This window comes from Rugamonas rivuli (genome assembly GCF_009380165.1).
Lineage (GTDB): Bacteria > Pseudomonadota > Gammaproteobacteria > Burkholderiales > Burkholderiaceae_D > Rugamonas > Rugamonas rivuli.
In genome coordinates this window covers 164,706-189,528 of record NZ_WHUF01000002.1, presented here as the reverse complement: position 1 = coordinate 189,528, position 24,823 = coordinate 164,706, and the positions used below count along the sequence as shown (strand labels likewise).

At 62.9% G+C, this 24,823-nt stretch carries 22 protein-coding genes; 6 read left to right on the top strand and 16 right to left on the bottom strand.

All coding sequences use genetic code 11. The features are described 5' to 3' along the window. Positions 1-2: 2 nt before the first annotated feature. From folC to GEV01_RS05975, 15 genes are all read right to left on the bottom strand, one after another. A complete protein-coding gene (folC, locus tag GEV01_RS06045; protein WP_070272685.1) occupies positions 3-1,292 on the bottom strand; it encodes a bifunctional tetrahydrofolate synthase/dihydrofolate synthase in 1,290 nt (429 codons plus the stop codon). A gap of 82 nt (positions 1,293-1,374) precedes the next feature. After that, positions 1,375-2,247, bottom strand: a complete 873-nt coding sequence (gene accD / locus GEV01_RS06040; protein WP_070272686.1) for an acetyl-CoA carboxylase, carboxyltransferase subunit beta — start codon at positions 2,245-2,247, stop codon at positions 1,375-1,377. Between the two features lie 375 nt (positions 2,248-2,622). Then, a complete protein-coding gene (locus GEV01_RS06035) occupies positions 2,623-2,898 on the bottom strand; it encodes a BrnT family toxin (protein ID WP_328595447.1) in 276 nt (91 codons plus the stop codon). A 69-nt stretch (positions 2,899-2,967) separates the two neighbouring features. After that, on the bottom strand, positions 2,968-3,765 hold the full coding sequence (trpA, locus tag GEV01_RS06030) for a tryptophan synthase subunit alpha (RefSeq protein WP_152802621.1): 798 nt from the start codon (positions 3,763-3,765) through the stop codon (positions 2,968-2,970). A 10-nt stretch (positions 3,766-3,775) separates the two neighbouring features. Beyond that, positions 3,776-5,011: a tryptophan synthase subunit beta gene (gene trpB / locus GEV01_RS06025; protein WP_152802619.1), complete on the bottom strand. Its 1,236-nt coding sequence runs from the start codon at positions 5,009-5,011 to the stop codon at positions 3,776-3,778. Further along, a complete protein-coding gene (locus GEV01_RS06020) occupies positions 4,974-5,684 on the bottom strand; it encodes a phosphoribosylanthranilate isomerase (RefSeq protein WP_152802616.1) in 711 nt (236 codons plus the stop codon). Before GEV01_RS06020 ends, trpB begins: the two co-directional genes overlap by 38 nt. A gap of 8 nt (positions 5,685-5,692) precedes the next feature. Next, on the bottom strand, positions 5,693-6,496 hold the full coding sequence (truA, locus tag GEV01_RS06015) for a tRNA pseudouridine(38-40) synthase TruA (protein ID WP_152802614.1): 804 nt from the start codon (positions 6,494-6,496) through the stop codon (positions 5,693-5,695). 48 nt (positions 6,497-6,544) lie between these two features. Continuing rightward, the gene (locus tag GEV01_RS06010) at positions 6,545-9,289 is read right to left on the bottom strand and encodes a FimV/HubP family polar landmark protein (RefSeq protein WP_235914258.1); all 2,745 of its coding nucleotides are present in this window, start codon (positions 9,287-9,289) and stop codon (positions 6,545-6,547) included. Positions 9,290-9,544: 255 nt separating this feature from the next. Next, a complete protein-coding gene (asd, locus tag GEV01_RS06005) occupies positions 9,545-10,672 on the bottom strand; it encodes an aspartate-semialdehyde dehydrogenase (protein ID WP_152802610.1) in 1,128 nt (375 codons plus the stop codon). A 33-nt stretch (positions 10,673-10,705) separates the two neighbouring features. Beyond that, positions 10,706-11,776: a 3-isopropylmalate dehydrogenase gene (gene leuB, locus GEV01_RS06000; protein ID WP_152802608.1), complete on the bottom strand. Its 1,071-nt coding sequence runs from the start codon at positions 11,774-11,776 to the stop codon at positions 10,706-10,708. A 13-nt stretch (positions 11,777-11,789) separates the two neighbouring features. Then, the gene (gene leuD, locus GEV01_RS05995; protein ID WP_152802607.1) at positions 11,790-12,437 is read right to left on the bottom strand and encodes a 3-isopropylmalate dehydratase small subunit; all 648 of its coding nucleotides are present in this window, start codon (positions 12,435-12,437) and stop codon (positions 11,790-11,792) included. A 54-nt stretch (positions 12,438-12,491) separates the two neighbouring features. Then, complete coding sequence (locus GEV01_RS05990; RefSeq protein WP_008450980.1) at positions 12,492-12,617, bottom strand: entericidin A/B family lipoprotein; 126 nt, start codon at positions 12,615-12,617, stop codon at positions 12,492-12,494. A 31-nt stretch (positions 12,618-12,648) separates the two neighbouring features. Next, complete coding sequence (gene leuC / locus GEV01_RS05985; RefSeq protein WP_152802605.1) at positions 12,649-14,052, bottom strand: 3-isopropylmalate dehydratase large subunit; 1,404 nt, start codon at positions 14,050-14,052, stop codon at positions 12,649-12,651. Positions 14,053-14,293: 241 nt separating this feature from the next. After that, the gene (locus GEV01_RS05980; protein WP_152802603.1) at positions 14,294-16,192 is read right to left on the bottom strand and encodes a chemotaxis protein CheA; all 1,899 of its coding nucleotides are present in this window, start codon (positions 16,190-16,192) and stop codon (positions 14,294-14,296) included. Next, positions 16,192-17,019, bottom strand: coding sequence for a protein phosphatase CheZ (locus tag GEV01_RS05975; RefSeq protein ID WP_070357811.1), 828 nt, complete (start codon positions 17,017-17,019; stop codon positions 16,192-16,194). The genes GEV01_RS05980 and GEV01_RS05975 overlap by 1 nt, the downstream gene beginning before the upstream one ends. A 390-nt stretch (positions 17,020-17,409) precedes the next feature. Here GEV01_RS05975 and GEV01_RS05970 point away from each other — a divergent pair, with 390 nt between their 5' ends. The 6 genes from GEV01_RS05970 to GEV01_RS05945 all read left to right on the top strand — a co-directional run bounded on the left by GEV01_RS05970 (position 17,410) and on the right by GEV01_RS05945 (position 21,845). Next, positions 17,410-17,877, top strand: coding sequence for a universal stress protein (locus GEV01_RS05970; protein ID WP_070357812.1), 468 nt, complete (start codon positions 17,410-17,412; stop codon positions 17,875-17,877). An 89-nt stretch (positions 17,878-17,966) separates the two neighbouring features. After that, positions 17,967-18,611, top strand: a complete 645-nt coding sequence (locus GEV01_RS05965; protein ID WP_008450985.1) for a response regulator — start codon at positions 17,967-17,969, stop codon at positions 18,609-18,611. Between the two features lie 302 nt (positions 18,612-18,913). Then, positions 18,914-19,711: a Crp/Fnr family transcriptional regulator gene (locus GEV01_RS05960; protein WP_043482248.1), complete on the top strand. Its 798-nt coding sequence runs from the start codon at positions 18,914-18,916 to the stop codon at positions 19,709-19,711. A gap of 187 nt (positions 19,712-19,898) precedes the next feature. After that, positions 19,899-20,105 (top strand): hemin uptake protein HemP, encoded by a 207-nt coding sequence (gene hemP, locus GEV01_RS05955; protein WP_008450987.1) that lies wholly within the window; start codon positions 19,899-19,901, stop codon positions 20,103-20,105. Between the two features lie 106 nt (positions 20,106-20,211). Continuing rightward, positions 20,212-20,544: a hypothetical protein gene (locus GEV01_RS05950; protein ID WP_008450988.1), complete on the top strand. Its 333-nt coding sequence runs from the start codon at positions 20,212-20,214 to the stop codon at positions 20,542-20,544. Between the two features lie 11 nt (positions 20,545-20,555). Continuing rightward, positions 20,556-21,845 carry a DUF2325 domain-containing protein gene (locus tag GEV01_RS05945; RefSeq protein WP_152802601.1) on the top strand — a complete coding sequence of 430 codons (1,290 nt, stop codon included), beginning with the start codon at positions 20,556-20,558 and terminating at the stop codon, positions 21,843-21,845. Between the two features lie 56 nt (positions 21,846-21,901). On the opposite strand, the gene GEV01_RS05940 is transcribed toward GEV01_RS05945, so the two are convergent. Beyond that, positions 21,902-24,646: a TonB-dependent receptor gene (locus GEV01_RS05940; RefSeq protein WP_152802599.1), complete on the bottom strand. Its 2,745-nt coding sequence runs from the start codon at positions 24,644-24,646 to the stop codon at positions 21,902-21,904. Positions 24,647-24,823: the final 177 nt, after the last annotated feature.

Genomic DNA, 24,823 nt, shown 5'->3' with positions numbered 1-24,823 from the left:
GTTCAATGGAATGCGGATTTTCGCGCCGCCATGACGCCGGCGACCGTGAGGAAAGATCCAAAGACCACAATTCTATCATTCTCCCCGGCTCGGCTGATCGCATTTGCATACGCGGCGGCTGGATCGTCGAAGATATTGATGGTGCGCTCGGCCTTTTCTTCCTGCACGATCTGCACCTTGGCCGCCAGTTCCGAGGCGCTGGCAGAGCGCGGCGACGGCAGCGTGGCCAGGCACCAGTGGTCCACATGCTCGGACATGGCGGCGATCACGCCGTCGATATCCTTGTCGTGCATGGAGCCGAACACCGCGTAGGTGTAGGGGTGGAAGCCCATGTTGCCGAGGTTCTGGTTCAGCGCCGAGGCCGCGTGCGGATTGTGCGCCACGTCCAGGATCACGGTCGGGCGGCCAGGCAGCACCTGGAAGCGGCCCGGCAGTTCCACCGTCACCAGGCCGGTGCGCACTTCCTGCGCGCCCACCGGCAATTCCAGCTTCAGCGCTTCCAGCGCGGCCAGCACGGCCGAGGCGTTGAGGATCTGGTTGGCGCCGCGCAGGCTCGGGTAGGCCAGCGAATTGCGGCGCTGCGAGCGGCCGCCGTAGTTCCACTGCTGCTTGTCGCCGGAATAGTTGAAATCGCGGCCCATCAGCCACAGGTCGGCACCGATGGCGTTGGCGTGGTCGATCAGCGACTGCGGCGGCACCGGGTCCGAGCAGATCGCGGTTTTACCGGCGCGGAAGATGCCGGCCTTCTCGAAGCCGATCGCTTCGCGGGTGTCGCCCAGGTAGTCGGTGTGGTCGATGTCGACGCTGGTGACGATGGCGACATCGGCATCGACGATGTTGACCGCATCCAGGCGGCCGCCCAGGCCCACTTCCAAAATCGCGACATCCATGCCGGCGCCCGCGATCAGATGCATGATGGCCAGCGTGGTGAATTCGAAATAGGTCAGCGGGGTATCGCCGCGCACGGCCTCGACCGCGTTGAAGGCGGCCACCAGCACTTCGTCGCTGGCCAGCTCGCCGTTGATGCGGGCGCGCTCGTTAAAGTCCAGGAAGTGCGGCTTGATGTACAGGCCGACCTTGTAGCCGGCGCGCATCAGCACCGATTCCAGCATGGCGCAGGTCGAACCCTTGCCGTTGGTGCCGGCCACCATGATGACGGGGCAGCTGAAGCTCAGCTGCAGACGCTCCTTGACGGCGAGTACGCGGTCCAGGCCCATGTTGATGACGGTTTCGGCATGGCGCGATTCAAGCAGCGCAAGCCAGGCAGGCAAAGTAGTTGGGAGGTTCGACATGATGATGGCTCAGAAATGAAAAACGGCGCGCAGGCCGGCATGATAGCCGATTGCGCGCCGTTGCGTGAGGAAGTCGCTGCTTTTAGGCCAGCACTTCCACCGCTTGATTTTGCAGCAGGGCCATCAGACGGGCGATTTCTTCGCGCATCTTGCGGCGGTCGACGATCATGTCGACGGCGCCCTTGGTGACGAGGAACTCGGCACGCTGGAAGCCTTCCGGCAGTTTTTCGCGCACGGTGTTTTCGATCACGCGCGGGCCGGCGAAGCCGATCAGCGCTTTCGGCTCGGCGATCACGACGTCACCCATGAAGGCGAACGATGCGGACACGCCGCCCATGGTCGGGTCGGTCAGCACGCTGATGAACGGCAGCTTCTTGTCGGACAGCTTGGTCAGCATGGCGGTGGTTTTCGCCATTTGCATCAGCGACAGCAGGCCCTCTTGCATACGGGCGCCACCGGTGGCGGTGATGCAGATGAACGGTACTTTCTGTTCCAAGGCCACTTGCGCGCCGCGCACGAAGCGCTCGCCGACCACGGAGCCCATGGAGCCGCCCATGAATTCGAATTCGAAGCAAGCCACCACGCAAGGCAGGCTCATGATGGCGCCGCCCATGACGATCAGCGCATCGGTCTCGCCGGTGGCTTCCATGGCTTGTTTGAGGCGGTCTGGGTATTTCTTGCTGTCTTTGAACTTCAGCGTATCGACTGGCAGGGTGTCCATGCCGACTTCATAGCGGCCGCCGGCGTCGAGCAGGCTGTCGAGGCGTTCACGAGCGCGGATACGCATGTGATGGTCGCATTTCGGGCAAACGTGCAGGTTCGATTCCAGATCGGTGCGGTACAGGACGGCTTCGCAGGATGGGCATTTGACCCACAGGCCCTCGGGCATGGTCTTGCGTGCGGCAGCGTCGGAACGCTGGATACGTGGGGGCAGCAGTTTTTCCAACCAACTCATAAATTCTCCTTGCAGCTAACTTGTGGCCGAAGTGTAGCCGTTTCTTGCCCCCCTGTCGAACTTTGCTGTACAACAATTTTTAAGGTTCGTCATGAAATTGATGGGGTTTTAGAAGGAATCCCCTACAGCTTCCCGCGCACGCTCCGCGTCCAATATAGGCAAATCCAAGGAAATTCGGTGTCCGGTACTAGCCAGATTCCTTAAATACAACTCAATTATTCGATCTGCTGGCCAGCCAAATTCATCGCCGATTTTCTGGAAATAGCTGATCGTATCGTTGGGCAAGCGCAGAGCCAGCTCATGTGTCAACAATTCTCTAAACGGATTTGAAACCGGGACACACCGGGAAATGTCGATATCGTCCTCGCACATGGCTCACTCCCAAAAATAAAGTTGCGCTTCCAATGAATTGGCCTTGCGCGCAGAAAATATTCTAATGACATCATTATCGCGATAGCAATAACACACCGTGAGTAGCCTGCCCCGGTCGCTGGCGCCGATTTGAATAAACCGCTCCTCATCACCAGAGTGTTCGACATCGGCCAACGACCTAGACCGGCCATCATGAAATGCCGATACCGCCTCGTCGAAACTCACTCCATGCTTGCGGAGGTTGGTTTTAGCCTTGCGGGCATCCCATTCGAAGCGCACGACCGCTCCCCTTCAACATAGTCAGTTCTTAACTATGTATCAAGGTGAGCGGTCGGGATTTGCGGGAGGTCAGGCGTCGAGGGCGGTGCGGATGCCGGTGACGAAGGTTTGTACTGCGGCCACAGCCTTGTCTTTGCCGGCGCTTTCGATTTCCTGGATGATGCGGCTGCCGATGACGACCGCGTCGGCCACCTCGGCCACGGCGCGCGCGGTGGCGCCGTCGCGGATGCCGAAGCCTACGCCGATCGGCAACTGCACGTGGCGGCGTATCGCCGTCAGCCGCTCAGCCACTTCCACCGTGTCGATATTGCCGGCGCCCGTCACGCCCTTCAGCGAGACGTAGTAGCTGAAACCGCCGCCAACCTTGGCCACTTGCGCGATGCGCGCTTCGGTCGAGGTCGGCGCCAGCAGGAAGATCAGGTCCAGCTCGGCGGCGCGCATCGCGGCCGCGAACTCTTCGCACTCTTCCGGCGGGTAATCGACCACGATGGCGCCATCCGCCCCCACCGCCTTCGACTTGGCGATGAACGTCGCCGCGCCGATGCGCTCGATCGGATTGGCATAGCCCATCAGCACCACCGGCGTGGTCTGATTGGTCTTGCGGAATTCCGCCACGTAGCCGAACACGTCGTGGATACCAACGCCGTTGGCCAGCGCCCGCTCGCACGCGCGCTGGATCACCGGGCCTTCGGCCATCGGATCGGAGAACGGCACGCCGAGTTCCAGGATGTCGGCGCCGCCGGCCACCATGGCATGCATCAGCGGCACGGTCAGCTCGGGCGACGGATCGCCGGCGGTGATGAAAGTGACGAGCGCGGTTTTTTTGTGCGCCTTCAGGGCGCTGAAAGTTGCTGCGATTTTGGACATGTCGTTTTCCTTAGTTGAAGTTCAAACCCATACGTTCTGCAACCGTATGCATGTCCTTGTCGCCCCGGCCCGACAGGTTGGCCAAAATGATTTTATCTTTCGGCATGGTCGCCGCCAGCTTGGCCGCGTACGCCAGCGCGTGCGACGATTCCAATGCCGGGATGATGCCTTCGATATGGCAGCAGTCGTGGAAGGCCTTCAGCGCCTCCTCGTCCGTGATCGATACGTACTCGGCGCGGCCGCTGTCCTTCAGGTAAGCGTGCTCCGGCCCAACGCCCGGATAATCCAGGCCGGCCGATACCGAATGGGTCTCGATGATCTGCCCGTTCTCATCCTGCAGCAGATAGGTGCGGTTGCCGTGCAACACGCCCGGATAGCCCTTGGTCAGCGAGGCGGCGTGCTTGTCGCCGTCCAGCCCCTCCCCCGCCGCCTCGACGCCGATCAGGCGCACCTGTTTCTGGTCGATGTACGGATAGAAGATGCCCATGGCGTTGGAGCCGCCGCCGATGCAGGCGACCACGCAATCGGGCTGGCGGCCGGTCATTTCCGGCATCTGCACCAGGCACTCCTCGCCGATCACCGACTGGAAGTCGCGCACCAGCATCGGGTAAGGATGCGGGCCGGCCACGGTGCCGATGATGTAGAAGGTGTTTTCAATATTCGTGACCCAGTCGCGCATCGCTTCGTTGAGCGCGTCCTTCAGGGTCTTGGAGCCGGACTCCACCGGCACCACGGTCGCGCCCAGCAGCTTCATGCGGTAGACGTTCTGCGCCTGGCGCTTGACGTCCTCGCTGCCCATGTAGACCACGCACTCCAGCCCGAAGCGGGCGCAGATGGTGGCCGTGGCGACGCCATGCTGGCCCGCGCCTGTCTCGGCGATGATGCGCGGCTTGCCCATGCGCTTGGCCAGCAGGGCCTGGCCGATGACGTTGTTGATCTTGTGGGCGCCGGTGTGGTTCAAGTCTTCGCGCTTGAAGTAGATCTGCGCGCCGCCAGCCAGTTCGGACCAGCGCCTGGCGTGATAGATCGGCGACGGCCGGCCGACAAAGTGCTTGAGCTCGTAGCGGAACTCGTCGAGGAACTCGGGATCCTTGCTGTAGCGCGCGTAGGCTTCGTTGAGCTCGGCAAGCGCGTAGGTCAGGGTTTCGGCGACGAAGGAGCCGCCGTAGGGGCCGAAATGGCCCTTGGTATCGGGCAGGTGATAGTCTTTAGCGTGGAACAGCGGCTTTGGTGGGGTGTTCATCATGATGGGCTTCGCTTTCTTTCATGGCATCTCCGGCCCGCACCGCCGCGATAAAATCGGCGATCTTGCGGGCATCCTTGATCCCCTTGGACGCTTCGACACCACTGCTGATGTCGACGGCGTAGGGGCGTACACGTACCACCGCGTCAGTCGCGTTGTGTACGCTCAAGCCACCACTTAAAACGACCCGAGGCGCGAGATCTTTTGGAATGAGAGACCAATCAAAACCCTTTCCTGCGCCACCATAGGCATCCACATAGGTATCCAGCAACAGGCTGGTGAACAAGGGACTGGCGGCGCGGCATAGCTGCTCGTATTCTAGCAAATCGGACGGTTGTGTGTCAGGTTTGACGCGGAACACCCGCATGAACTGTCGCCCGGCCGCCGCAGCGATGGCGGCCGACTGCTCCACCGTCTCGTCGCCATGCAGCTGGATCAGCGAGATCGGCACCACCTTGCAGGTGGCAGCGACCTCTTCCGGCATGGCGTTGACGAACAGGCCGGTGCAGGTGATGAAGGGCGGCACGGCGCGTATCAGTTCGGCGGCCTGCCCGGGCGTGACGTAGCGCGGGCTCTTCGGGTAGAACACGAAGCCGATCGCATCGGCGCCGGCATCCACCACGGCTTGCACATCTTCCACGCGGGTCAGCCCGCAGATTTTGATACGGGTGCGCATAACGTTCCTTAAAACCAGGGCAGCGCGCTGGTGGTTTCCAGCGGCAATTCCCATTTGGGGTCGTAGTCGATTTTCGCCAGGTAGAGGCCGTCCGGCATGAAGGTCGGCGCGGCGGCGTGGCGGTCCTTGGTTTCCAGCAGCTGGCCCAGCCATTCCGGCTTCTCGCGCCCGGTGCCGATGTAGACCAGCGAGCCGACCAGGTTGCGCACCATGTGGTGCAGGAAGGCGTTGGCGGTGATGGTGAACACCACCAACTCGCCGTGGCGCTTGATCTGGATGTCGTGCATCAGCTTGACCGGCGACTTGGCTTGGCACTGCGCGGCGCGAAAAGCAGTAAAGTCGTGCCAGCCCAGCAGCGGCGGGATGGCCTGCTGCATCAGTTCCACGTCCAGCGGGCGGAAGCAGAAACCGGCCCGCCCTTCCAGCAGCGGCGAACGGATCGGATTGTTGTACAGCACGTAGTGATAGGTGCGGGCGCGGGCGCTGAAGCGGGCGTGGAAGAAGTCGTTGACGGTCGGGTCGCCGTCGAGCTGCTTGGCCCAGCGCACGGCGATCGACGGCGGCAGGAAGGCGTTGACGCCGCGCACCCAGGAATGGGTGTCGCGGACCAGCTCGGTGTCAAAGTGCACCACCTGCTCCAGCGCGTGCACGCCGGTATCGGTGCGGCCGGCACAGGTGGTGGCCAATGGCACCCTGGCGAATTTCTCCAGCGCCTGTTCCAGCTTGTCCTGGACCGTGTGGCCGTCCGCCTGTTTCTGGTAGCCGTTCCACGCGGTCCCGTCGTACTGGACGCCGATTGCTATCCGTTTCAATTGCTGCCCGATGTAATGTCTGAGTCAGCCATTATATACGGAGCCGCATTACCCCAATTGGGCGCGCATGGCGTTGGCCTTGGCGATCTGTTCGTCGCTGCCGCCGCGCAGCACTTCGTCCAGCAGTTCGCGCGCGCCTTCCTTATCGCCGATCTCCTGGTAGGCGACCGCCAGGTCCAGCTTGGTGTCCATTTCCATGTGGTGGGCCGACAGGTTGTCGTCGCGCACATGGCCTGGGGCTGCATCGGCTGCGGCGGCCGTGCCGGCGCCGCCCAGTGCGGTGTCCAGGTCGAGGTCGATGCCGGACAGGTCGAACTCCTGCGCCGCAGGTGCGGGCGCCGGAGCCACCTCTTCCGCCTCTGGCAGCGCGAAATCGTCGATATCCACTTCGCCGACAGGCGCCGGTGCGGGCATGGCCGGCACTTCGGGAATCTCAAAGTTCATCAAGTCCAGGTCCAGCGGATCGCTGCTGGCGGACGGCAGGCTGGACGCGGCTGGAGCCGGGGCGGCTTCAGCCGGCAGGTCCAGGCCGAAGTCCATGCTCAGGTCTTCCTCTGGCGCGGGTGCTGGCGCCGCCGGTGCTGGCGCGTCGAAGGCCAGGTTGAAGGCGTCTTCCGGCTGTGCGGCCGGGGCCGGAGCCTCGGCTGGCGCAGGCGCGGCGGCGGCCGGCTCGAAGCTCAAGCCGCCCAGATCGAAGTCCATCAGGTTGTCGGATTCCGCAGCTACCGAGGCCGGCGACACGGAGGCGTCAGCGGCTTGCGGCAAGGCGGTGTCCATGTCGCTGCCGAAGTCCATGGAGTTGTCGGCGGCGGCAGGCGGGGCGTCGAAGCCCAGGTCCAGGTCGAGGCCGCCAGCGGCAGGCGCGGGAGCAGGCGCCGGAGCGTCGAAGTCGCTGGTGAAGTCGGATGCGCTGAAGGCGGCGGCGCCGGCGGCTACGCCCGCAGCGGCAACAGCGGCCGGCGCGGCGGCGAACATGGTGGAGCCGTCGCCGTCGGCGGATGCGGCGGCGCCTTCGGAGTACAGCGGATTGCTCGGGTCCAGCGTCTGGCCCATGGCGGCGGCCTGCGCCCACTCGTCGCCCTGGCCGCGCGTCAGCGAATACAGCTCGGAAGCCTGGGTTTCAAACGAACGCGGGTCTTTGCGGGTGACGTAGATTTCCAGCAGCTTCAGGCGAACGGCGTGGCGCTCCGGATGGCTGCGCAGCGCTTCCTTCAGGATTTCCTCCGCCTGGGCGTCGCGGCCGTAGGCGATGTAGACGTCGGCCTCCGCCACCGGATCGACCTCGTTGGTATCGAGCTGGCTGGCCGATGGCGCGAAGTTGGAATTGAAGACGCTGTTGTTGGTATCGACGCTCTGGCCGCCGGCTTCGGCGATCAGCACCTGGGACGGCATCGCGGTATCGCCGAGGATGCTGGTTTCCTCCTTCGGCACTTCGAATTTCTTGCGGCGGCGCGAAGCGATGAACGCGCCTGCGGCGGCCAGCAAACCGGCGCCGGCCAGGCCCACGTACTGCAGGTTGTCCATCAGCGTTTCGAACAGGCTAGGCTCCAGCTTTTTCGGCGGGATCACCAGCGTGCGCTTGGGCTTGGGCGGCACCGACGCTTCGGCCGAGACCGAAGCCGAGGCCGGCATCGAAGCCGCCGCCGAAGCGGAAGCCGACGGCTTGACGTTTTCCGCGCCGGCCTTGTTCTTGACCGACATCAGGTTTTCCAGGTCGCGGACGTTCTTTTCCAGTTCCTTGGTGCGCGCGGCGGCCTCGTCCATTTCCTTCTGGCGGGCGATCTTGTCTTCCACGGCCAGGCCGGTCTTGCCTTCGACCGGCGCGCTGGAGGTGGCTTTCGACAGCGTCAGCTTGTCCTTGGCGGTGTTGACGGCGCTGGGCTTTTCTTCCACCTTGGCGGTGATCTTGCCCGAGACGTTCTGGGTGGCGTCCGGCTCCTTGGCCGGCGTGCTGTTGGCGACCTGCCCCGCCAGCTTGGCACGGTAGGCGTTGAAGTCCGCCGCATGCGCCACCACCACGCCGCGCGCCTCGCCTTCCGGCGCGCTGTTGCGGATCGTGTCGGCATCCGGCACGGCCAGGATCTGGCCCGACTTCAGGCGGTTCATATTGTTGCCGGAGAAGGCTTCCGGATTGGCGCGGTACAGCGCCACCAGCATCATGTCCAGCGACACATCGACCGGCTTGACCTGGTTGGCGATGCGGGTCAGGTTGTCGCCGGACTTGACGGTGTATTCGTTGACGGCAGGCTTGGCGGCCGGCTGGCGTGCCGGTGCAGGCGTGCTCTGCGCGACCGGCGCAACCGATGCGGCGGCCGGAGCGGACGCGGCAGGCGCAGTTGTCGCAGCGGCGGGCGCGGTGTTGCGGTTCAGGTCCACCGGCGGCGCTACTTGCGGCGCTTGCGTCGCGCGCATGTCGGCCGGATCCAGCAGGAAGGTGTATTCGCGAACCATGCGGCCGCCGGTCCAGTTCAGTTCCAGCAGCATGTCGACGAAGGGCTCGTTGACCGGCTGGGTGGAGGTGACGCGTATCACCTGGCGGCCATTGCGCTGCTCGACTTCGAAGCGCAGCGACAGCAAGGTCGGATTGAAATCGATGTTCGCGGTGCGGAAGGCTTCGGCCGGCGCCAGCTTGGCGACCAGCGCGCCCGCTTCATCGGCGGACACGGCCGTCAATTCGATCTCCGCCCGCAGCGGCTGCCCCAGCGACGACAGGACGGTCAGCTTGCCGAGCCCGGCTGCGTTGGCCGAAGCCACCAAGACCGCGCTGGCGACAGCTCCAGTGAGCGTCTTCAACGCGAATGAAACAATACTGGGGCGAGTTGGTACGTGCATAGTGGGCGGCATCTGGTTGTCAGAGGGAAAATGTTACTTTCCCAGATATATCAACATATCATCATGCTCCAGAGCATGCAAGCTTTGCACGATGTTTCTCTAGTGATACATGAGGATGTGTAACGTCTATGCCTACTTTAAACCAAAAAAAGGGATTTCCCCTATGAGAGCTCATAGAGAAAACCCCTTCTGCTTTAACAATTGCCCGAGAGCTTGTTACTTGTCCAGCACGATGCGCAGCATGCGGCGCAGCGGTTCGGCCGCGCCCCACAGCAGCTGGTCGCCGACGGTGAAGGCCGACAGGTAGTCGTCGCCCATGCTCATCTTGCGCAGGCGGCCGACCGGAATCGTTAGGCTGCCGGTAGCGGCGGCCGGCGACAGATCCTTGACCGACGCTTCACGCGTGTTCGGCACCACTTTGACCCACTGGTTGTTGGCTGCGATGATGTCGTGGATCTCGTCGATCGGCACGTCTTTCTTCAGCTTGATGGTCAGCGCCTGCGAGTGGCTGCGCATGGCGCCGATGCGCACGCACAGGCCGTCGACAGGGATGGCTTTCGAACCGAAGTCCGCGCCCAGGCCCAGGATCTTGTTGGTCTCGGCGCCGCCCTTCCATTCTTCCTTCGACTGGCCGTTGCCCAGGTCCTTGTCGATCCACGGGATCAGGTTGCCGGCCAGCGGTGCGCCGAACTGCTTGGTCTCTTCGGCGCTCAGGCCGTGCTGGGTGGTCAGCACCTGGCGGTCGATTTCCAGGATGGCCGCGGCCGGATTGTCCAGCAGCGATTTCACCGATGCGTTGATGGTGCCGAACTGGGTCAGCAGCTCGCGCATGTGCTGGGCGCCGCCGCCCGATGCCGCCTGGTAGGTCATGGAGGTCATCCACTCGACCAGGTTGTGCTGGAACAGGCCGCCCAGGCCCATCAGCATGCACGACACGGTGCAGTTGCCGCCGATGTAGTTCTTCACGCCCTTGCCCAGCGCGTCCTTGATGACGTGCAGGTTGACCGGGTCCAGCACGATGACGGCGTCCTTCTCCATGCGCAGCGTGGAGGCGGCGTCGATCCAGTAGCCGTTCCAGCCGGCGGCGCGCAGTTTAGGGAACACTTCGGTGGTGTAGTCGCCGCCCTGGCACGAGATGATGATCTCGCACTTTTTCAGTTCGTCGATGTCGGTGGCGCTTTTCAGTTTGGTTTCATTCTTCGCCATCGCCGGTGCGTCGCCGCCCGGGTTCGAGGTGGTGAAAAACACCGGTTCGATGTGGGCGAAATCGCCCTCTTCCTGCATGCGCTGCATCAGGACCGAACCAACCATGCCGCGCCAACCTACCAAGCCTACGAGTTTCATTTTGCTCTTCCTTGTCTTAAATATTTATACCGTTTATACCAAAGCCTTGACCACCGCGTTGCCCATCTCTTCCGTGCCCACCTTGGTGGTGCCGGCTTCGTAGATGTCGGCGGTGCGCAGGCCTTGCGACAGCACGTGCTTGACGGCGTTCTCGATGCGGTCGGCCTGTTCGGCCTTGTTCAGCGAGTAGCGCAGCATCATCGCGGCCGACAGGATGGTCGCCAGCGGATTGGCGATGCCCTTGCCGGCGATGTCAGGCGCGGAACCGTGCGACGGCTCGTACAGGCCCTTGTTGTTGGCGTCCAGCGAGGCCGACGGCAGCATGCCGATCGAACCGGTCAGCATCGCCGCCTGGTCGGACAGGATGTCGCCGAACATATTGCCGGTGACGATGACGTCGAACTTCTTCGGCGCGCGCACCAGCTGCATCGCGGCGTTGTCGACGTACATATGCTCCAGCGCCACGTCAGGGTATTCCTTGTGGACGTCGGTGACGATGTCTTTCCAGAACTGGAAGGTCTCCAGCACGTTGGCCTTGTCCACGCTGGTCAGGCGCTTGCCGCGCTTCTGCGCAGCCTGGAACGCCACGTGGGCGATGCGGCGGATTTCGCCTTCGGCATAGCGCATGGTGTCGTAGCCTTCGCGCTGGCCCTTGAAGGCGCCGTCCGGGCACTCGCGCACGCCGCGTGGCTGGCCGAAGTAGATGTCGCCGGTCAGTTCGCGGATGATCAGGATGTCCAGGCCGGACACCACTTCAGGCTTCAGGGTCGAGGCGTTGGCCAGGTCCGGATACAGGATCGCCGGACGCAGGTTGGCGAACAGGCCCAGCTGCTTGCGCAGGCCGAGGATCGCCTGCTCCGGACGCAGCGCGCGTTCCAGCGTGTCGTACTGGTAGTCGCCGACGGCGCCGAACAGCACCGCGTCGGCCGCTTTGGCCAGCGCCAGCGTGCCTTCCGGCAGAGGGTGGCCGTGGGCCGCGTAGCCGGCGCCGCCGACCGGCGCGCTTTCCAGCTCAAATTTTTCGCCCAGTACGTTCAGGACTTTAACGGCTTGCGCGACGATTTCCGGGCCGATGCCGTCGCCCGGGAGGATAGCGATTTTCATAGTTCTTCTTCGATTAGATGACGTTGGCCAACCAAGGTTGGGTTGCCAGATGGCGCTCTTCGAAACCGCGGATAGCGTCGGCGTGACGCAGCGTCAGGCCGATATCGTCGAGCCCGTTCATCAGGCAGTATTTGCGGAAGGCGTCGATCTCGAAGGGATAGGAGACGCTGCCATTGCTGGTGGAGATGCGCTGTTGTTCAAGGTCGACCACCAGGCGATAACCGGGGAAGGCCTTGACTTCATTGAACAGGTGATCGACCTGCGCTTCAGGCAATACGATGGGCAACAAGCCGCTCTTGTAGCAGTTGTTAAAGAAGATGTCGGCGAACGAAGGCGCGACGATGGCGCGGAAGCCGTACTGGTCCAGCGCCCACGGCGCGTGCTCGCGCGAGGAGCCGCAGCCGAAGTTCTTGCGCGCCAGCAGGATCGATGCGCCCTGGTAGCGTGCTTCGTTGAGCACGAAGTCGGGATTGAGCGGACGCTTGCTGTTGTCCTGGCCCGGTTCGCCGTGGTCCAGGTAGCGCCACTCGTCGAACAGGTTCGGGCCGAAGCCGGTGCGGTGGATGGACTTCAGGAATTGCTTCGGAATGATGGCGTCGGTGTCGACATTGGCGCGGTCGAGCGGGGCCACCAGTCCTTCGTAGATCGTAAATTTGTCCATGATTCTCGTTCGGGTTGTGCGACGGCGGACCGTCGCGGCCCGCCGTGCTGCGGTTTATTTTTTGGTCGAAGCGCCTTCCAGCGACTCACCGACTTTTTTGACGTCCTTGCCGAAGCCGTTGACGGTGTTGCAGCCGGTCAGGATCAGCGCGATGATGGACAGGGCGAATAGTTTTTTCATGATGAGGATTTCTCGTTATGGTGTAGTCAAATCAACGCAGGCTGCGTACGTCGACGAAATGGCCGGCGATACCGGCTGCCGCTGCCATCGCGGGAGACACCAGATGGGTGCGTCCGCCCTGGCCTTGGCGTCCTTCAAAATTGCGGTTCGAGGTGGAGGCGCAGCGCTCGCCCGGTTCCAGGCGGTCGGCGTTCATCGCCAGGCACATCGAACAGCCCGGCTCGCGCCATTCGAAACCGGCGTCGCGGAACACGCGGTCCAGGCCTTCCTTCTCGGCTTGCGCCTTGACCAGGCCGGAGCCCGGCACCACCAGCGCCAGCTTGACGTTGGAGGCGCGGTGCTTGCCGCGCACCACGTCGGCGGCGGCGCGCAAATCCTCGATGCGCGAGTTGGTGCAGGAGCCGATGAAGACCTTGTCGATGCGGATGTCCTCGATCGCGGTGTTCGGCTTCAGGTTCATGTAGACCAGCGCCTTCTCGATGGCGTCGCGCTTGACGCTGTCCTTTTCGTGGTCCGGATCCGGCACGCGGCCGTCGATGGACGTCACCATTTCCGGCGAGGTGCCCCAGGTCACTTGCGGCTTGATCTCGGCGGCGTTGAGCGTGACGACCAGGTCGAATTTGGCGCCGGCGTCGCTGTGCAGCGTGCGCCAGTAATCGACCGCGCGGTCCCAGTGCGGACCGGCCGGCGAGAACGGACGGCCCTTGACGTAGTCGATGGTGGTGTCGTCGACGCCGATGATGCCGGCGCGCGCGCCCGCTTCGATCGCCATATTACAGACCGTCATCCGGCCTTCCATCGACAGCGCGCGGATGGTCGAACCACCGAACTCGATACAGTAGCCGGTGCCGCCGGCGGTGCCGATCTTGCCGATGATGGCCAGCACCACGTCCTTGGCGGTGACGCCGGCCGGCAGCGCGCCGTCGACCTGCACCAGCATGGCTTTGGATTTCTTTTGCAGCAGCGTCTGGGTGGCCAGCACGTGTTCCACTTCGGAGGTGCCGATGCCGTGCGCCAGCGCGCCGAACGCGCCGTGGGTGGACGTGTGCGAGTCGCCGCAGACCACCGTCATGCCCGGCAAGGTCGCGCCCTGCTCGGGCCCGATCACGTGGACGATACCCTGGCGCTTGTCGTTCATGTTGAAATACGTCAGGCCGTAGGACTTGGCGTTGTTGTCCAGCGTTTCCACCTGCAGGCGCGAGACCGGATCGGCGATGCCGTCGGCGCGCGAGGTGGTCGGCACGTTGTGGTCGGCCACGGCCAGGTTGGCCGAGATGCGCCACGGCTGGCGGCCGGCGGCGCGCAGGCCGTCGAAAGCCTGCGGGCTGGTGACTTCGTGTACCAGGTGACGGTCGATGTACAAGATCGTGGTGCCGTCTTCCTCGGCCTTGACCACGTGGGATTCCCAGAGTTTGTCGTAAAGCGTCTTCATCATGATTTATGAGTACCCAATCAAGGGAACTACTGCTGCCTGTGTGAGTGATCCACTTCGATTATGCCATATTGTGCAATGCGGTAGCGGCCGCCGCTGGCCGGCCTCGTGAGCCGATGCAGTTCCGCCTACCGATACACTTTTTATGACTCCTTTTGCAAAATTTGGTATTGAAAATAAAACTACAAATAAAAAAAAGCCTGCGTGAACGCAGGCTTTTGGTCTATCTGGCCCAGTCCTCAGACTAGGCCGCCATGCGTACACTACCTCGACATCCGTCCATTAGGAACGATAGGCCCACCACTAGCACCAGTTCGCCTTCGGCCGAACGCGCGGTGCCGGTAATGCCCTCGACGGTAATCGCGGTCATCGGTTTAATTACGAGGTCGGCAGTGCCGTCGACCGCTTCCACCGCCAGGATGTACGGCTGTGGTGCAGCGACAACAATACCCACCTTCTCGCGGCAGCTCTCGTAGCCCAGCGAATCGGCCAGCGAGCGCACCGGCAGCGGACGGCCCTGGTCTTTCAGCACCGGCGCGCCGCCCACTTCCATGAACACTTCCGGCAGTTCGACCACGCGCTGCACCACGGCCATCGGCAGCGCCAGCGCGGCACCCGAGGTCGATACCAGCATGGTCGGCACGATGGACAACTCGATCGGCAGGCGGATGGCGAACTTGGTGCCCTTGCCCAGCGCGGATTCGATGTGGATGGCGCCGCGGTTTTTCTCCACGGCGGTCTTCACCACGTCCATGCCGACGCCGCGGCCGGACACGCTGGACGCGACTTCCTTGGTCGAGAAGCCCGGCAAGAATACCAGCTGGAAGCATTCGTCGTTGGTCAGCTGCACCGATTCCGAGATCAAGCCTTTTTGCTGGGCCTTGGTGCGCAGCACCACCGGATCCATGCCTTTGCCGTCGTCCTGAAGCACAATCATAACGCTATTTGCTTCTTGCCATGCTTTGAGCGAAATATAGGACTTGGCCGGCTTGCCTGCGGCCAGGCGGTCTTCCGGCGATTCGACGCCGTGGTCCAGCGAGTTGCGCAGCATGTGCACCAGCGGATCGTACAGGCTGTCCACCACCACGCGGTCGACTTCGGTCTCCGCGCCTTCGATGGTCAGTTCGACGTCCTTGCCCAGGTCTTTCGCCAGTTCGCGCACCAGGCGCGGGAACTTCTGGAACAGGCGGCCGACCGGCTGCATGCGGGTCGCCAGCGTGGCGCGTTGTAGTTCGGTGGAGTAGCGCGAGGCGCGCTCCAGCGTTTCCGCCAGCGTGGCCATCAGGGTCTGGGCCTGGCCTTCGAATTTGAATTGCAGCAGGCGTTCCAGCAGCACGGCGGCCTGGTTGGCGGCCTGCACCGATTCGCCGGCCACTTCCAGCAGCGCGTCCAGCTTGACGGCGTCGACGCGGATCGATTCTTCCTTGGCCGGCGCGGCGTGCGGACGTTCTTCGCGTTTTTCGGCGGCTTCGCGCTTGGCCGGCGAGGATGCCGGGGCGGCGGCGTGCACGGCGGCCACAACGGCGGCCAGTTCGGCGGCAGGGATAGGTGCGGACGCAGCCTGTGCAGCAGGCGCCGCGGCGGAGGCCGCAGGCTTGGTGTAGCTACCGGCCGGCATCACGGCTTCGTACATGCCTTCCCAGTCCAGGCCATCGGCCGACGGGGCCGAGGCTTGCGCTGCGACCGGAGCAGCGGCAGCAGCCGGTGCGGCAGCAGGGGCTGGCGCCGGCGCGGCGGCCTTGGCCGGAGCAGCGGTGGTCTTGCCTTCGATGGCGTCGGTCAGGATGACTTCCAGATCCTTCGGCATGGCCGGCAGGCTGTCCGGCTCGGCGCCGTTGTTCAGTTCGGCCAGTTGGTCGGCCACGAAGCCCGACGCTTGCAGCGCCGCCTCGATCGCGATCGGCGTGACCGGCGCGGCGCCGGTGCGCAGCGCGTCGAACAGATTCTCGGTCAGGTGACAGGCAGCCACCAGCGCAGGCAGGCCCATGAAACCGGCGCCGCCCTTGATGGTGTGGAAGGAACGGAACACCGCATTGAGTGTCTCTTTGTTGTCCGGGTCGCGTTCGAGCCGCAGCAGATGCTCTTCAACGTTGACCGCAAGATCCATCGCCTCGACGACGAAATCCTTGAGCATATCGTCCATTAGAATCCCAGGTCAGCAAGCAGGTCGTCGACATTGTCCTGGTTCAGCGCGACGGCAGGTGCCGACGGGCCGGACATCAGGGACACTTCTTTTTGCGCGATTTTCTCGCGTACCGCCGGCGGCGCATTGTCGCGCAGCAGTTCTGCCAGTTCGTGCTCCACCGTCTTGGTGATGGTCACGACTTTCTTGATCAGCTGGCCGGTGATGTCCTGGAAGTCCTGGGCCATCATGATTTCCAGCAAACGGGCTTTTTCGGCCTCGGTGGCGGCCGACACGGCCACCGCGAAGGCTTGCGAGTCGCCGGCCAGCTGCTTGAACTGGTCCAGACTCAGCTTGCCTGCGAACAGGTCGGCCCAGCGGTTTTCCATGTCCTTGGATTTTTTCGACAGCGTATCCTGCTCCGGCATGCCTTCATCCAGAGTGTTGAGCACCTTGTTGGCGGCTTGTTCGGTCAGGGTGGCGACGTATTCGAGGCGGTCCTGGGCGTCGTTGATCTGCGACGAAGCCTCGGTCAGCGCCTTGTCGTAGCCCAGTTCGCGCAGCGAATCGTGCAGCAGGCGGACGATGCCGCCCAGGCGTTCGAACATCGGCTTGTCTTCGGCCTCGGCGCCGTCGGCCGGCGCGGCGCCGTTGGCCGCGGGCGCTGGGGCGGGCGCGGCAGCCGCGACATCCGCAGGCCGGGCCGACGAGACTTCGTCGAACAGGCTTTCCAGGTCGTCTTCCGCCGAAGCTGGTGCGGGAGCAGGCGCTGGAGCAGGCGCTGCGGTCTTGCTCTGAGCAGACACTTCATCAAATAATGCGTCGAAATCGTCAGCGGCGTTGGTCATAATCCCTGCTTCTCCATAATTTGTAAAATTGCTGCCCTAAACTTGCTTGTCTGTGATGACGCTCGGCAATATAACGCACTTACCCGAGTGTAGCAGGGCGCAGCCAGATTATTCAATCCCGGAGTAGGGTCGCCTGCCCTGCGCTCCGGGTCCAAGCCAAGTTTCGTTGTATTTGGAGATACTAACATTGGTTAGATCGACAAAACACGCCTTGAGACACAAAAGTAGTGCTCGGGTGCAAAAAAAGCAGGTAAAAAGTATGAAAGCCAACACGAGCGCTACGGGATAAACTGCTTTTATTTGATAATCATCAAGTCTTTCCATACTAACAATAATGTAAATCGGGACTACAATTAAGAGCAGCCAGCTGGTTTTAAAAGGAGGTTCATCATGTACCGCAAAATCTTGATTACCACCGACGGTTCCGCCGTTTCCAGCAAAACCGCCTGCGCCGGGGTGGCCTTTGCCGAACAGATGAAGGCCGAGGTACTGGTGCTGTTCGTGGCGCCCGAGTACCAGTACCCGATCTACGTCGAGATCATCCCGCCCAGCTACCCCAGCGAGGACGAATACCGCGCCGCCATGCTGCGCGCCGGCCAGGAGCACACGCAGGACGTGGTCGATTCCTGCGCCAAGCGCGGCGTGCCCTGCGAGGCGGTGACGGCGTTCGCGGAAAGCGCGGCGCTGAAGATCGTCGATGTGGCGGAAAAACACCGTTGCGACCTGATCTTCATGGGTTCGCACGGCCGCAGCGGCTGGGGCCAGCTGTTGCTGGGCAGCGTGACCAACAAGGTGTTGTCGCACGCCAAAACACCGGTGCTGGTGCATCGCCTGATCAAGGAACCCGGCAGCAAATAAAGCGCGGACGTGTTACATTTTTGTAGTAAGATCACAAGATTAGCTCAAAAATAAGAATACTTACTTTTAATCACTTTTTAAGCACCACTATGATTCGTATTGTCATTGCCGACGACCACACCATCATGCGCGAAGGTCTCAAGCGCATACTCGACGGCGCACCCGACATCGATATCGTAGGCGAGGCCATCGACGGCTTCGAAGTCCTGGGCCACGTGCGCCAGGGCGGGTTCGACCTGCTGCTGCTGGACTTGTCCATGCCCGGCCGCAGCGGGGTCGACCTGATCCGCCAGATCAAGGCGGAGGCGCCCAAGCTTGCCATCCTGATCCTCACCATGCACGAAGAGGAACAGTACGCGGTGCGCGCCATCCGCGCCGGCGCCCAGGGTTATTTGACCAAGGAAAGCGCCGGCACCCAGCTGGTCGGCGCGATCCGCAAGGTGGCTTCCGGCCGCCCCTACATCAGCACCGAGGTGGCCGAGCAACTGGCGCTCAACATCATGATGCCCAACGAAAGCCTGTTGCATAAACAGCTGTCGGACCGGGAATTCGAAGTGTTTTCGCTGCTGGTGGCCGGCAAGTCCATCACCGAAATCGCCAACAGCCTGCACCTGAGCGTCAAGACGGTCAGCACCCACAAGACCCGCATCATGCAGAAGATGGGCATGAGTTCGCTGTCGGAGATGGTGCAATATGCCGTGGCTCATCGTTTGTTATCCCCCTTCAAGACCTGATCTCCCCGTCCCTCGTTAGGACAACTCCTACAAGCCTGCGCTGGCTCCTACGCGCATATTCAGCCATTGCTGATATCTATCTCCCCACCGCGTTGGCATACTGAAACCATACGATTCATGCTGCACGGCACCAGACAGGCAGCACGATGCCGTGCGACACCACAACAGGAAACCAAGCAGCGCGGCACAGCCCCGTTCCCGTCCTTTCGAAAAGCAATACCTGTACACAGGAGATCAACATGCTGTCTACGCAAACGTCTGAAATTCGCCCGGCCACCACCGCGACCATGCAGTCCTCGTCGATGGAGGCGGGCCGTCAGCGTCAAGGGCGGCTCTGGTCCAACCTGAAGGAAGTCTGCGACCTGCTGCACATCCCGGCGGCGTGCTCGATCACCACCGAGGAACTGCTGTTCCAGCACGTGCAGTTCAAGACCGGCCAGCGCATCCACACCATCGGCCAGCCCTTCGACACGCTGTACATCGTCAACTCCGGCTTCCTGAAGACGGTGCTGATCGACGAGTTCGGCAACGAGCAGGTGCTGAGCTTCCCGATGAAGGGCGACATGCTGGGCGTGGACGGCATCCACACTCGCCACTATTCCTCCGAAGCCGTGGCATTGTCCGACTGCGACCTGATACTGCTGCCGTTCAAAAAGCTGACGGCGCTGGGACGTGTCCACCTGGAACTGGAGAACATGATGTACGGCGTCATGAGCCGCGAGCTGGTGCGCGAGCAAGCCATGATCGGCATGCTGGGCGCGCTGAGCGCCGAGGCGCGGGTGGCGCGCTTCCTGGTGTCGCTGGCCGAGCGCTTCGCCCAGATGGGGTATTCCAGCAAGCTGTTCAACCTGCGCATGACGCGCCACGAAATCGGCAGCTACCTGGGCCTGACGCTGGAAACGGTCAGCCGCACGCTGTCGGCCTTCAACGAGATCGGCCTGATCAGCGTCGACCAGCGCACCATCGGCATCAAGGATCCGGAAGCGCTGAAAACCCTGCGCCGCCTGCCGCCGTCCCGCACCCGCGCCAAGCAGCTGGCGGCCGCCAAAACCAAGGGTGGCGACAGCGTCACGCCGGGTCAATTGCTAGCTGCGTTGTAAGCCCCGCGCGGCCCCCGCCGCCTTACCCAGCTTGGGCCCGGTCTCTCCAGCCGGGCCTTTTTTTATGCTCCCCCTGCATCTCCGTCAAATAACTTTTAAATAACGTTGAAATAACCCTTGCATTCCTTCCGCGCTTCTACAATAATGAATGCAAATACGAATCATTCTTATTTAAGGAGCCCAGAAGATGACTACGACCATGCCCGCCACCCCACCCGCCATCACCGCCCACGCCCACGCCGCCACCCTCGTGGCCGCGCCGGCCGTCGTGCCGACCAAGCGCATCACCAGCGCCAGCCTGATGGGCGATGGCCGCGAAGTCGAGATCGAACATTCGGGCCGCATTTACCGTCTGCGCATCACCCAGCTCAACAAGCTGATCCTGACCGCATGATGTAAGCCGTTCACTGTGCGTGAACCCGGGCGCTTGCCGCGCCCGCACTCCCCTTGAGCAAGCCAGCGATCGCCAGCCAGACTCCCACTGAATCCAGGAGCGTTTGATGGCCATAGACCGTAGCAATCCGATTTTTCTCGCCCCCTCCCACGGCGGGCACAATCCAGAACTGATGCTGTCCGCCGTGCTGCATCTGATGTCGCATTACACGGCCGGCAGCGACGACGCCGGCGGCTGCGTGAAGCTGGCCTCGGTCATCGAACGCCACCTGAAAGCGCTGGCCAGCCTGCCGGACCTGGCGCCGGTGCTCAGCGCCACCTGCCAGCAGCTGTCCGAGCAGTGGGCCACCGAGGTGGAACGCAATATGCACCTGCAGGAAAAGACCAACTTCCTCAGCCGCATCATGGCCCGCGCGCGTACCGCGCCGGCCACCGCCTGAGGAGCCCGTCCATGTGCGAGAAACACGATCCGCTGGCGGCCATCATCGCCGCCGCCATGCCGCAGGTGGCCGGCACGCTGGCGCCCGCCGCCGCCCCACCCCGCCCCGCCGAACAGCAAGTGCTCAAGCCGGTGATCGGCAATGTCATGGACGCGCTGCAGCAGGAAGACTCGCACGCCTCGCGCCGCCGCCGGCTGTGGGAGCTGGGCCATGCCTGCCACTGCCCGCTGGTCGGCGTCGGCTTCCCGTTGGGCGTGCTGCGCAAGCTGGTGGACAAGGTCACGTCCGGCAAGGTGCTGGCCGACGACTATGAGGTGCACGTCGGCGCCGTCACCGAGTGCGGCAACCGCAACCGCCTGTCGGAAGCGCTGCAAAAGGAACTGGAGCGCCGCTACGCCGCCGTGCTGCTGCGCTTCCGCGCCGCCAAGACCACCGAACAGGTCGCCGCCATGTGGCGCACCGCCGTGGCCAACGGCGACGTCGCCGGCGCCTTCTGGGCCGGCCTGACGCATCCGCGCTGCAATGCCGAGCTGGAAGAACAGATGTGCCGCGACCTGCACATGGTGCAGCACCAGGCCGGCGCCTGCGTGCGCGCCGACATCACCAAGTTCAACGCCACGCTGGCCGAGAATGCGCGCCTGACGCATGACCTGGCCAAGGCGCAGCAACGCAGCGCGGCCCTGCTGGCGGACAAGAGCGGTGACGCCGAACGGCATGCAGCCCAGCTGATGCAGCTGCGCGCGCAGTCGGTCGGCAAGGACAGCCTGATCGATTCGCTGAAAGTCGAGCTGGAGCAGTTGCGCGAGTCCATCCCCGGCCTGGAAAGCCGCGCCAAGCTGGCCGAGCGCCTGGGGCAGATGGAAGAGCGCGAACGCGCCATGCGCAACCAGATCAACGAGCTCAAGCTCGAACTGGCCAAGCTGCAGACGGCGGCCGAACCGGTGCAGGAAGAGACGCGCCAGATCGTCGAGCACGTCATGAAGATGCCGCTCAGCCTGAACGACCGCGCCGTGCTGTGCGTGGGCGGACGCAGCGGCAACGTCGCCACCTACCGCGAGCTGATCGAGCGCGAAGGCGCGCAGTTCGCCCACCACGACGGCGGCCTGGAGGACAACGCCAACCGCCTCGACGCCAGCCTGGCGGCGGCCGACCTGGTGATCTGCCAGACCGGCTGCATCAGCCACAGCGCCTACTGGCGGGTCAAGGATTACTGCAAGCGCACCGGCAAGCGCTGCGTGTTCATCGACAACCCCAGCATCTCCAGTTTGGCGCGCGGATTGGAACAAGCCAGCGCCGAATAAAAAAAGCCCTGACCAGAACGACCGGTCAGGGCTTTTTTACTTACAGGATCAAGCGCTTAGAACGCCATGGTGCCGGTCAGGTAGACCGAGCGGCCCAGTTGGTCCGTGTAGCGCGGGTCGAAGCCGACCTGGTGGCCCGACGAAGCGCGCAGCGACAGCGGCGGTTCACGGTCCAGCAAGTTCTTCACGCCCATGCGGATCGACGCGGTCTTGCTCAGCGCCAGCTTGCCCTGCCAGTCGATCGTCAGGTACGACGGCACCCACAGACGGATGCTCTCGTCCTTGCCGGTGTCGACGTTACGCACGGTGGCCTGTGCATCCTGGTAGCCGTTGCGGTAGTTGGCGCTCAGCGTGTTGCTGACCTTGCCGGTGTCCAGCGTCAGCGCGGCGCGCACGATGTGGCGGAACGCTACCTTGTTGTCGATGCCGAAGAAGTTCATGTCGCTGGTCCAGTCGCCATCGGTGCCCGGACGGGTGTAGTCCGACTTCATCAGGTAGGTGCCGTTCAGGTTGGCGGTCAGCTGACCGAACGAGAACTTCTGGCGGCCGACCATGTCGTAGTCGATACCCTGGTTGTGCGTCTTGCCGATGTTGATCGACAGGCTCTTCATCGCCCAGTAGGTGTTGCCGGTCGACGGTTCGGTGAAGGTGGTGAACAGGTCGCGGAACTTGCCCGGAGCGGCAAAGATCTGCTGCTCGCTGATCGACGACACGGCGTCGCTGATCTTCACATCCCACAGGTCGGCGCCGAACGAGAACGACGCGTTAGGCTCGACGCGGAAACCGATCGAGTACTGCTTGGAACGCTCAGGCTTCAGGTTCTCGTTACCACCGGACAGCAGGTTGTACTGCACATTGCCTGGACGGCACATGTCGGTGTTAGGGAATGGGCAAGCGTAGCTGTTCTGCGTCACGCCGGCGCTGACCAGCGGCTGGCCGATGTCCAGCATGCTAGGCGCCTTGAAGCCGGTGCCGTAGGAGCCGCGCACCAGCACGGTCTTGACCGGCTGCCAGCGTGCCGACACCTTGTAGGTGCTGGCCGACTGGGTCTCGCCCATCTTGCGGTGAGCCAGCAGGTTGTCGACGCCGGCGATGCTGTCGTAACGGCCAGCCAGGCTCACTTCCAGCTCCTTGGTCACAGGCGCCAGCAGCTCGCCGAACACGCCGTACGACGCACGCTTCATGTCGTAGGCAGGCTGTGCGGTCAGGTTGTAGATCTTGCCGCCGACAGCATCAGCCGATGGCGTCTGCTGGTAAGCGTACTCGCGGTAGTCGGCGCCGATACCCAGGTTGGCGGCGCCGCCAGGCAGCGTGAACACTTCACGCGAACCGTGCGCGTCCACGCCCTTGAGCGTGGTCGATGCTTCGCGTACCGAACCGTGGAAGATCGAGTTGGCGATCTGCGCCTTGGTGGCGTCGCTCTGGGCGCCGATCGGTGCGAACGGATTGAAGGCGTTGGTGGCCAACATGTCCTTGAATTCCTTGGTCAGCGCATAGCCGCCCACATAACGCTCGTCGAGCTTGTTGCGCGACCAGGTCAGGCCGGTGCCGAAGCTCCAGGCGCCGATCTCGCCGTCGGCGCCCACCACCAAGTGCTGGGCGTCGGTCACGGTCTGGCTGTTGCGGGTGCCCCAGTCGTAGGTGCGGTAGCTGCCCGACACTTGCTTGACGTTGGCGGCCTGCTCGGCGGTCAGGTAAGGCAGCACGTAGGTGTTGTAGCGGTCCGAACCCGGCGCGATGGTGAACGGCGCGATGTTCTGGGCGATGCGCGCGGTCAGGTCCAGGCGCGACAGGGCCACTTCGGCGAACACGGTGATATCGTCGCTGGCCTTGTACTGGGCCTTGGAGAAGAAGCTGTCACGCTTGTTCTGCGGCGAGATTTCCACGGCCGGGGTGGAGTCGAACGAGCAGTTGCGGGTGTCGGCCGTGTTGTTCAGGCTCAGGTAGGTCTGCTGCGGGCAGCTGCCGTTCTTCATCAGGTAAGGGCTGAAGCCGATCGGCGCCATGCCGTTGCCGAAAGTAACGCCGACGTTGGCCGGTGCCGCCGCAGGGCTGGTGCGGTCGTAGATGTAGTTGTGGCCGTTGTAGTTGAACGGGATGTAGGAAGTCGACGCGAACGAGCGGTCGGTCGCCTTGACCGGGCTCTGCTCGTCGTGGCGGTAGGTCGCCAGGATGTTGAAGCGGTCTTCCTGCAGATCGCCGAAGCCATAGGTCAGGTTGGTGTTGTACGACTGGCCTGGACGGCCGGCGGTCGGCTGCGACCAGGTGGCGTCGATGGTGCCGCCTTGGGCGTTTTTCTTCAGGATGAAGTTGATCACGCCGGCGATCGCGTCCGAACCGTACAGGGCGGAAGCGCCGTCGGTCAGGATCTCGACGCGCTCAACCGCGCTCATCGGGATGGAATTCAGGTTGATGGTGCTGCCCGAGCCGGTCGGCGCGATGCGGCGGCCGTCCAGCAGGACCAGGGTGTAGCTCTCGCCGATGTTGTGGATCGAGGCCGAGACGATACCGCCCGAGTTCGAACCGGCGGCGGTGGCGGCGATGCTGAAGCCCTGCATGGCCGGCAGCGACTGGATCAGGTCGGCAACGGTGGTGGCGCCGGTCTTGGCGATTTGTTCCTGCGACAGGCGCTGCACAGGCAGTGCGCCTTCGACGGCGATGCGCTTGATGCTCGAACCGGTGATTTCAACTTTCTGGATAGCCTCGTCTGCAAAGGCCTGGCCAGCGATCAGTACCGTGCCGGTCAGCACGCTCAAAGCGATGCGCACGGAGCGTACGCCGATTTTTTCTTGCAATACCATTCAAACTCCCGAATAAAAACATAGAAATCGAGGGCAACACCATCAACATTGCTCTTCGATAACAGAATTATCGGGGCTGGGACTACAATTTGATACATTATTGAAGCAAATAAAGAACAAACCTCACAAGTTCGAAATTTACGCAAAATTACAAAATTTTATTTCAATATGCGGAAA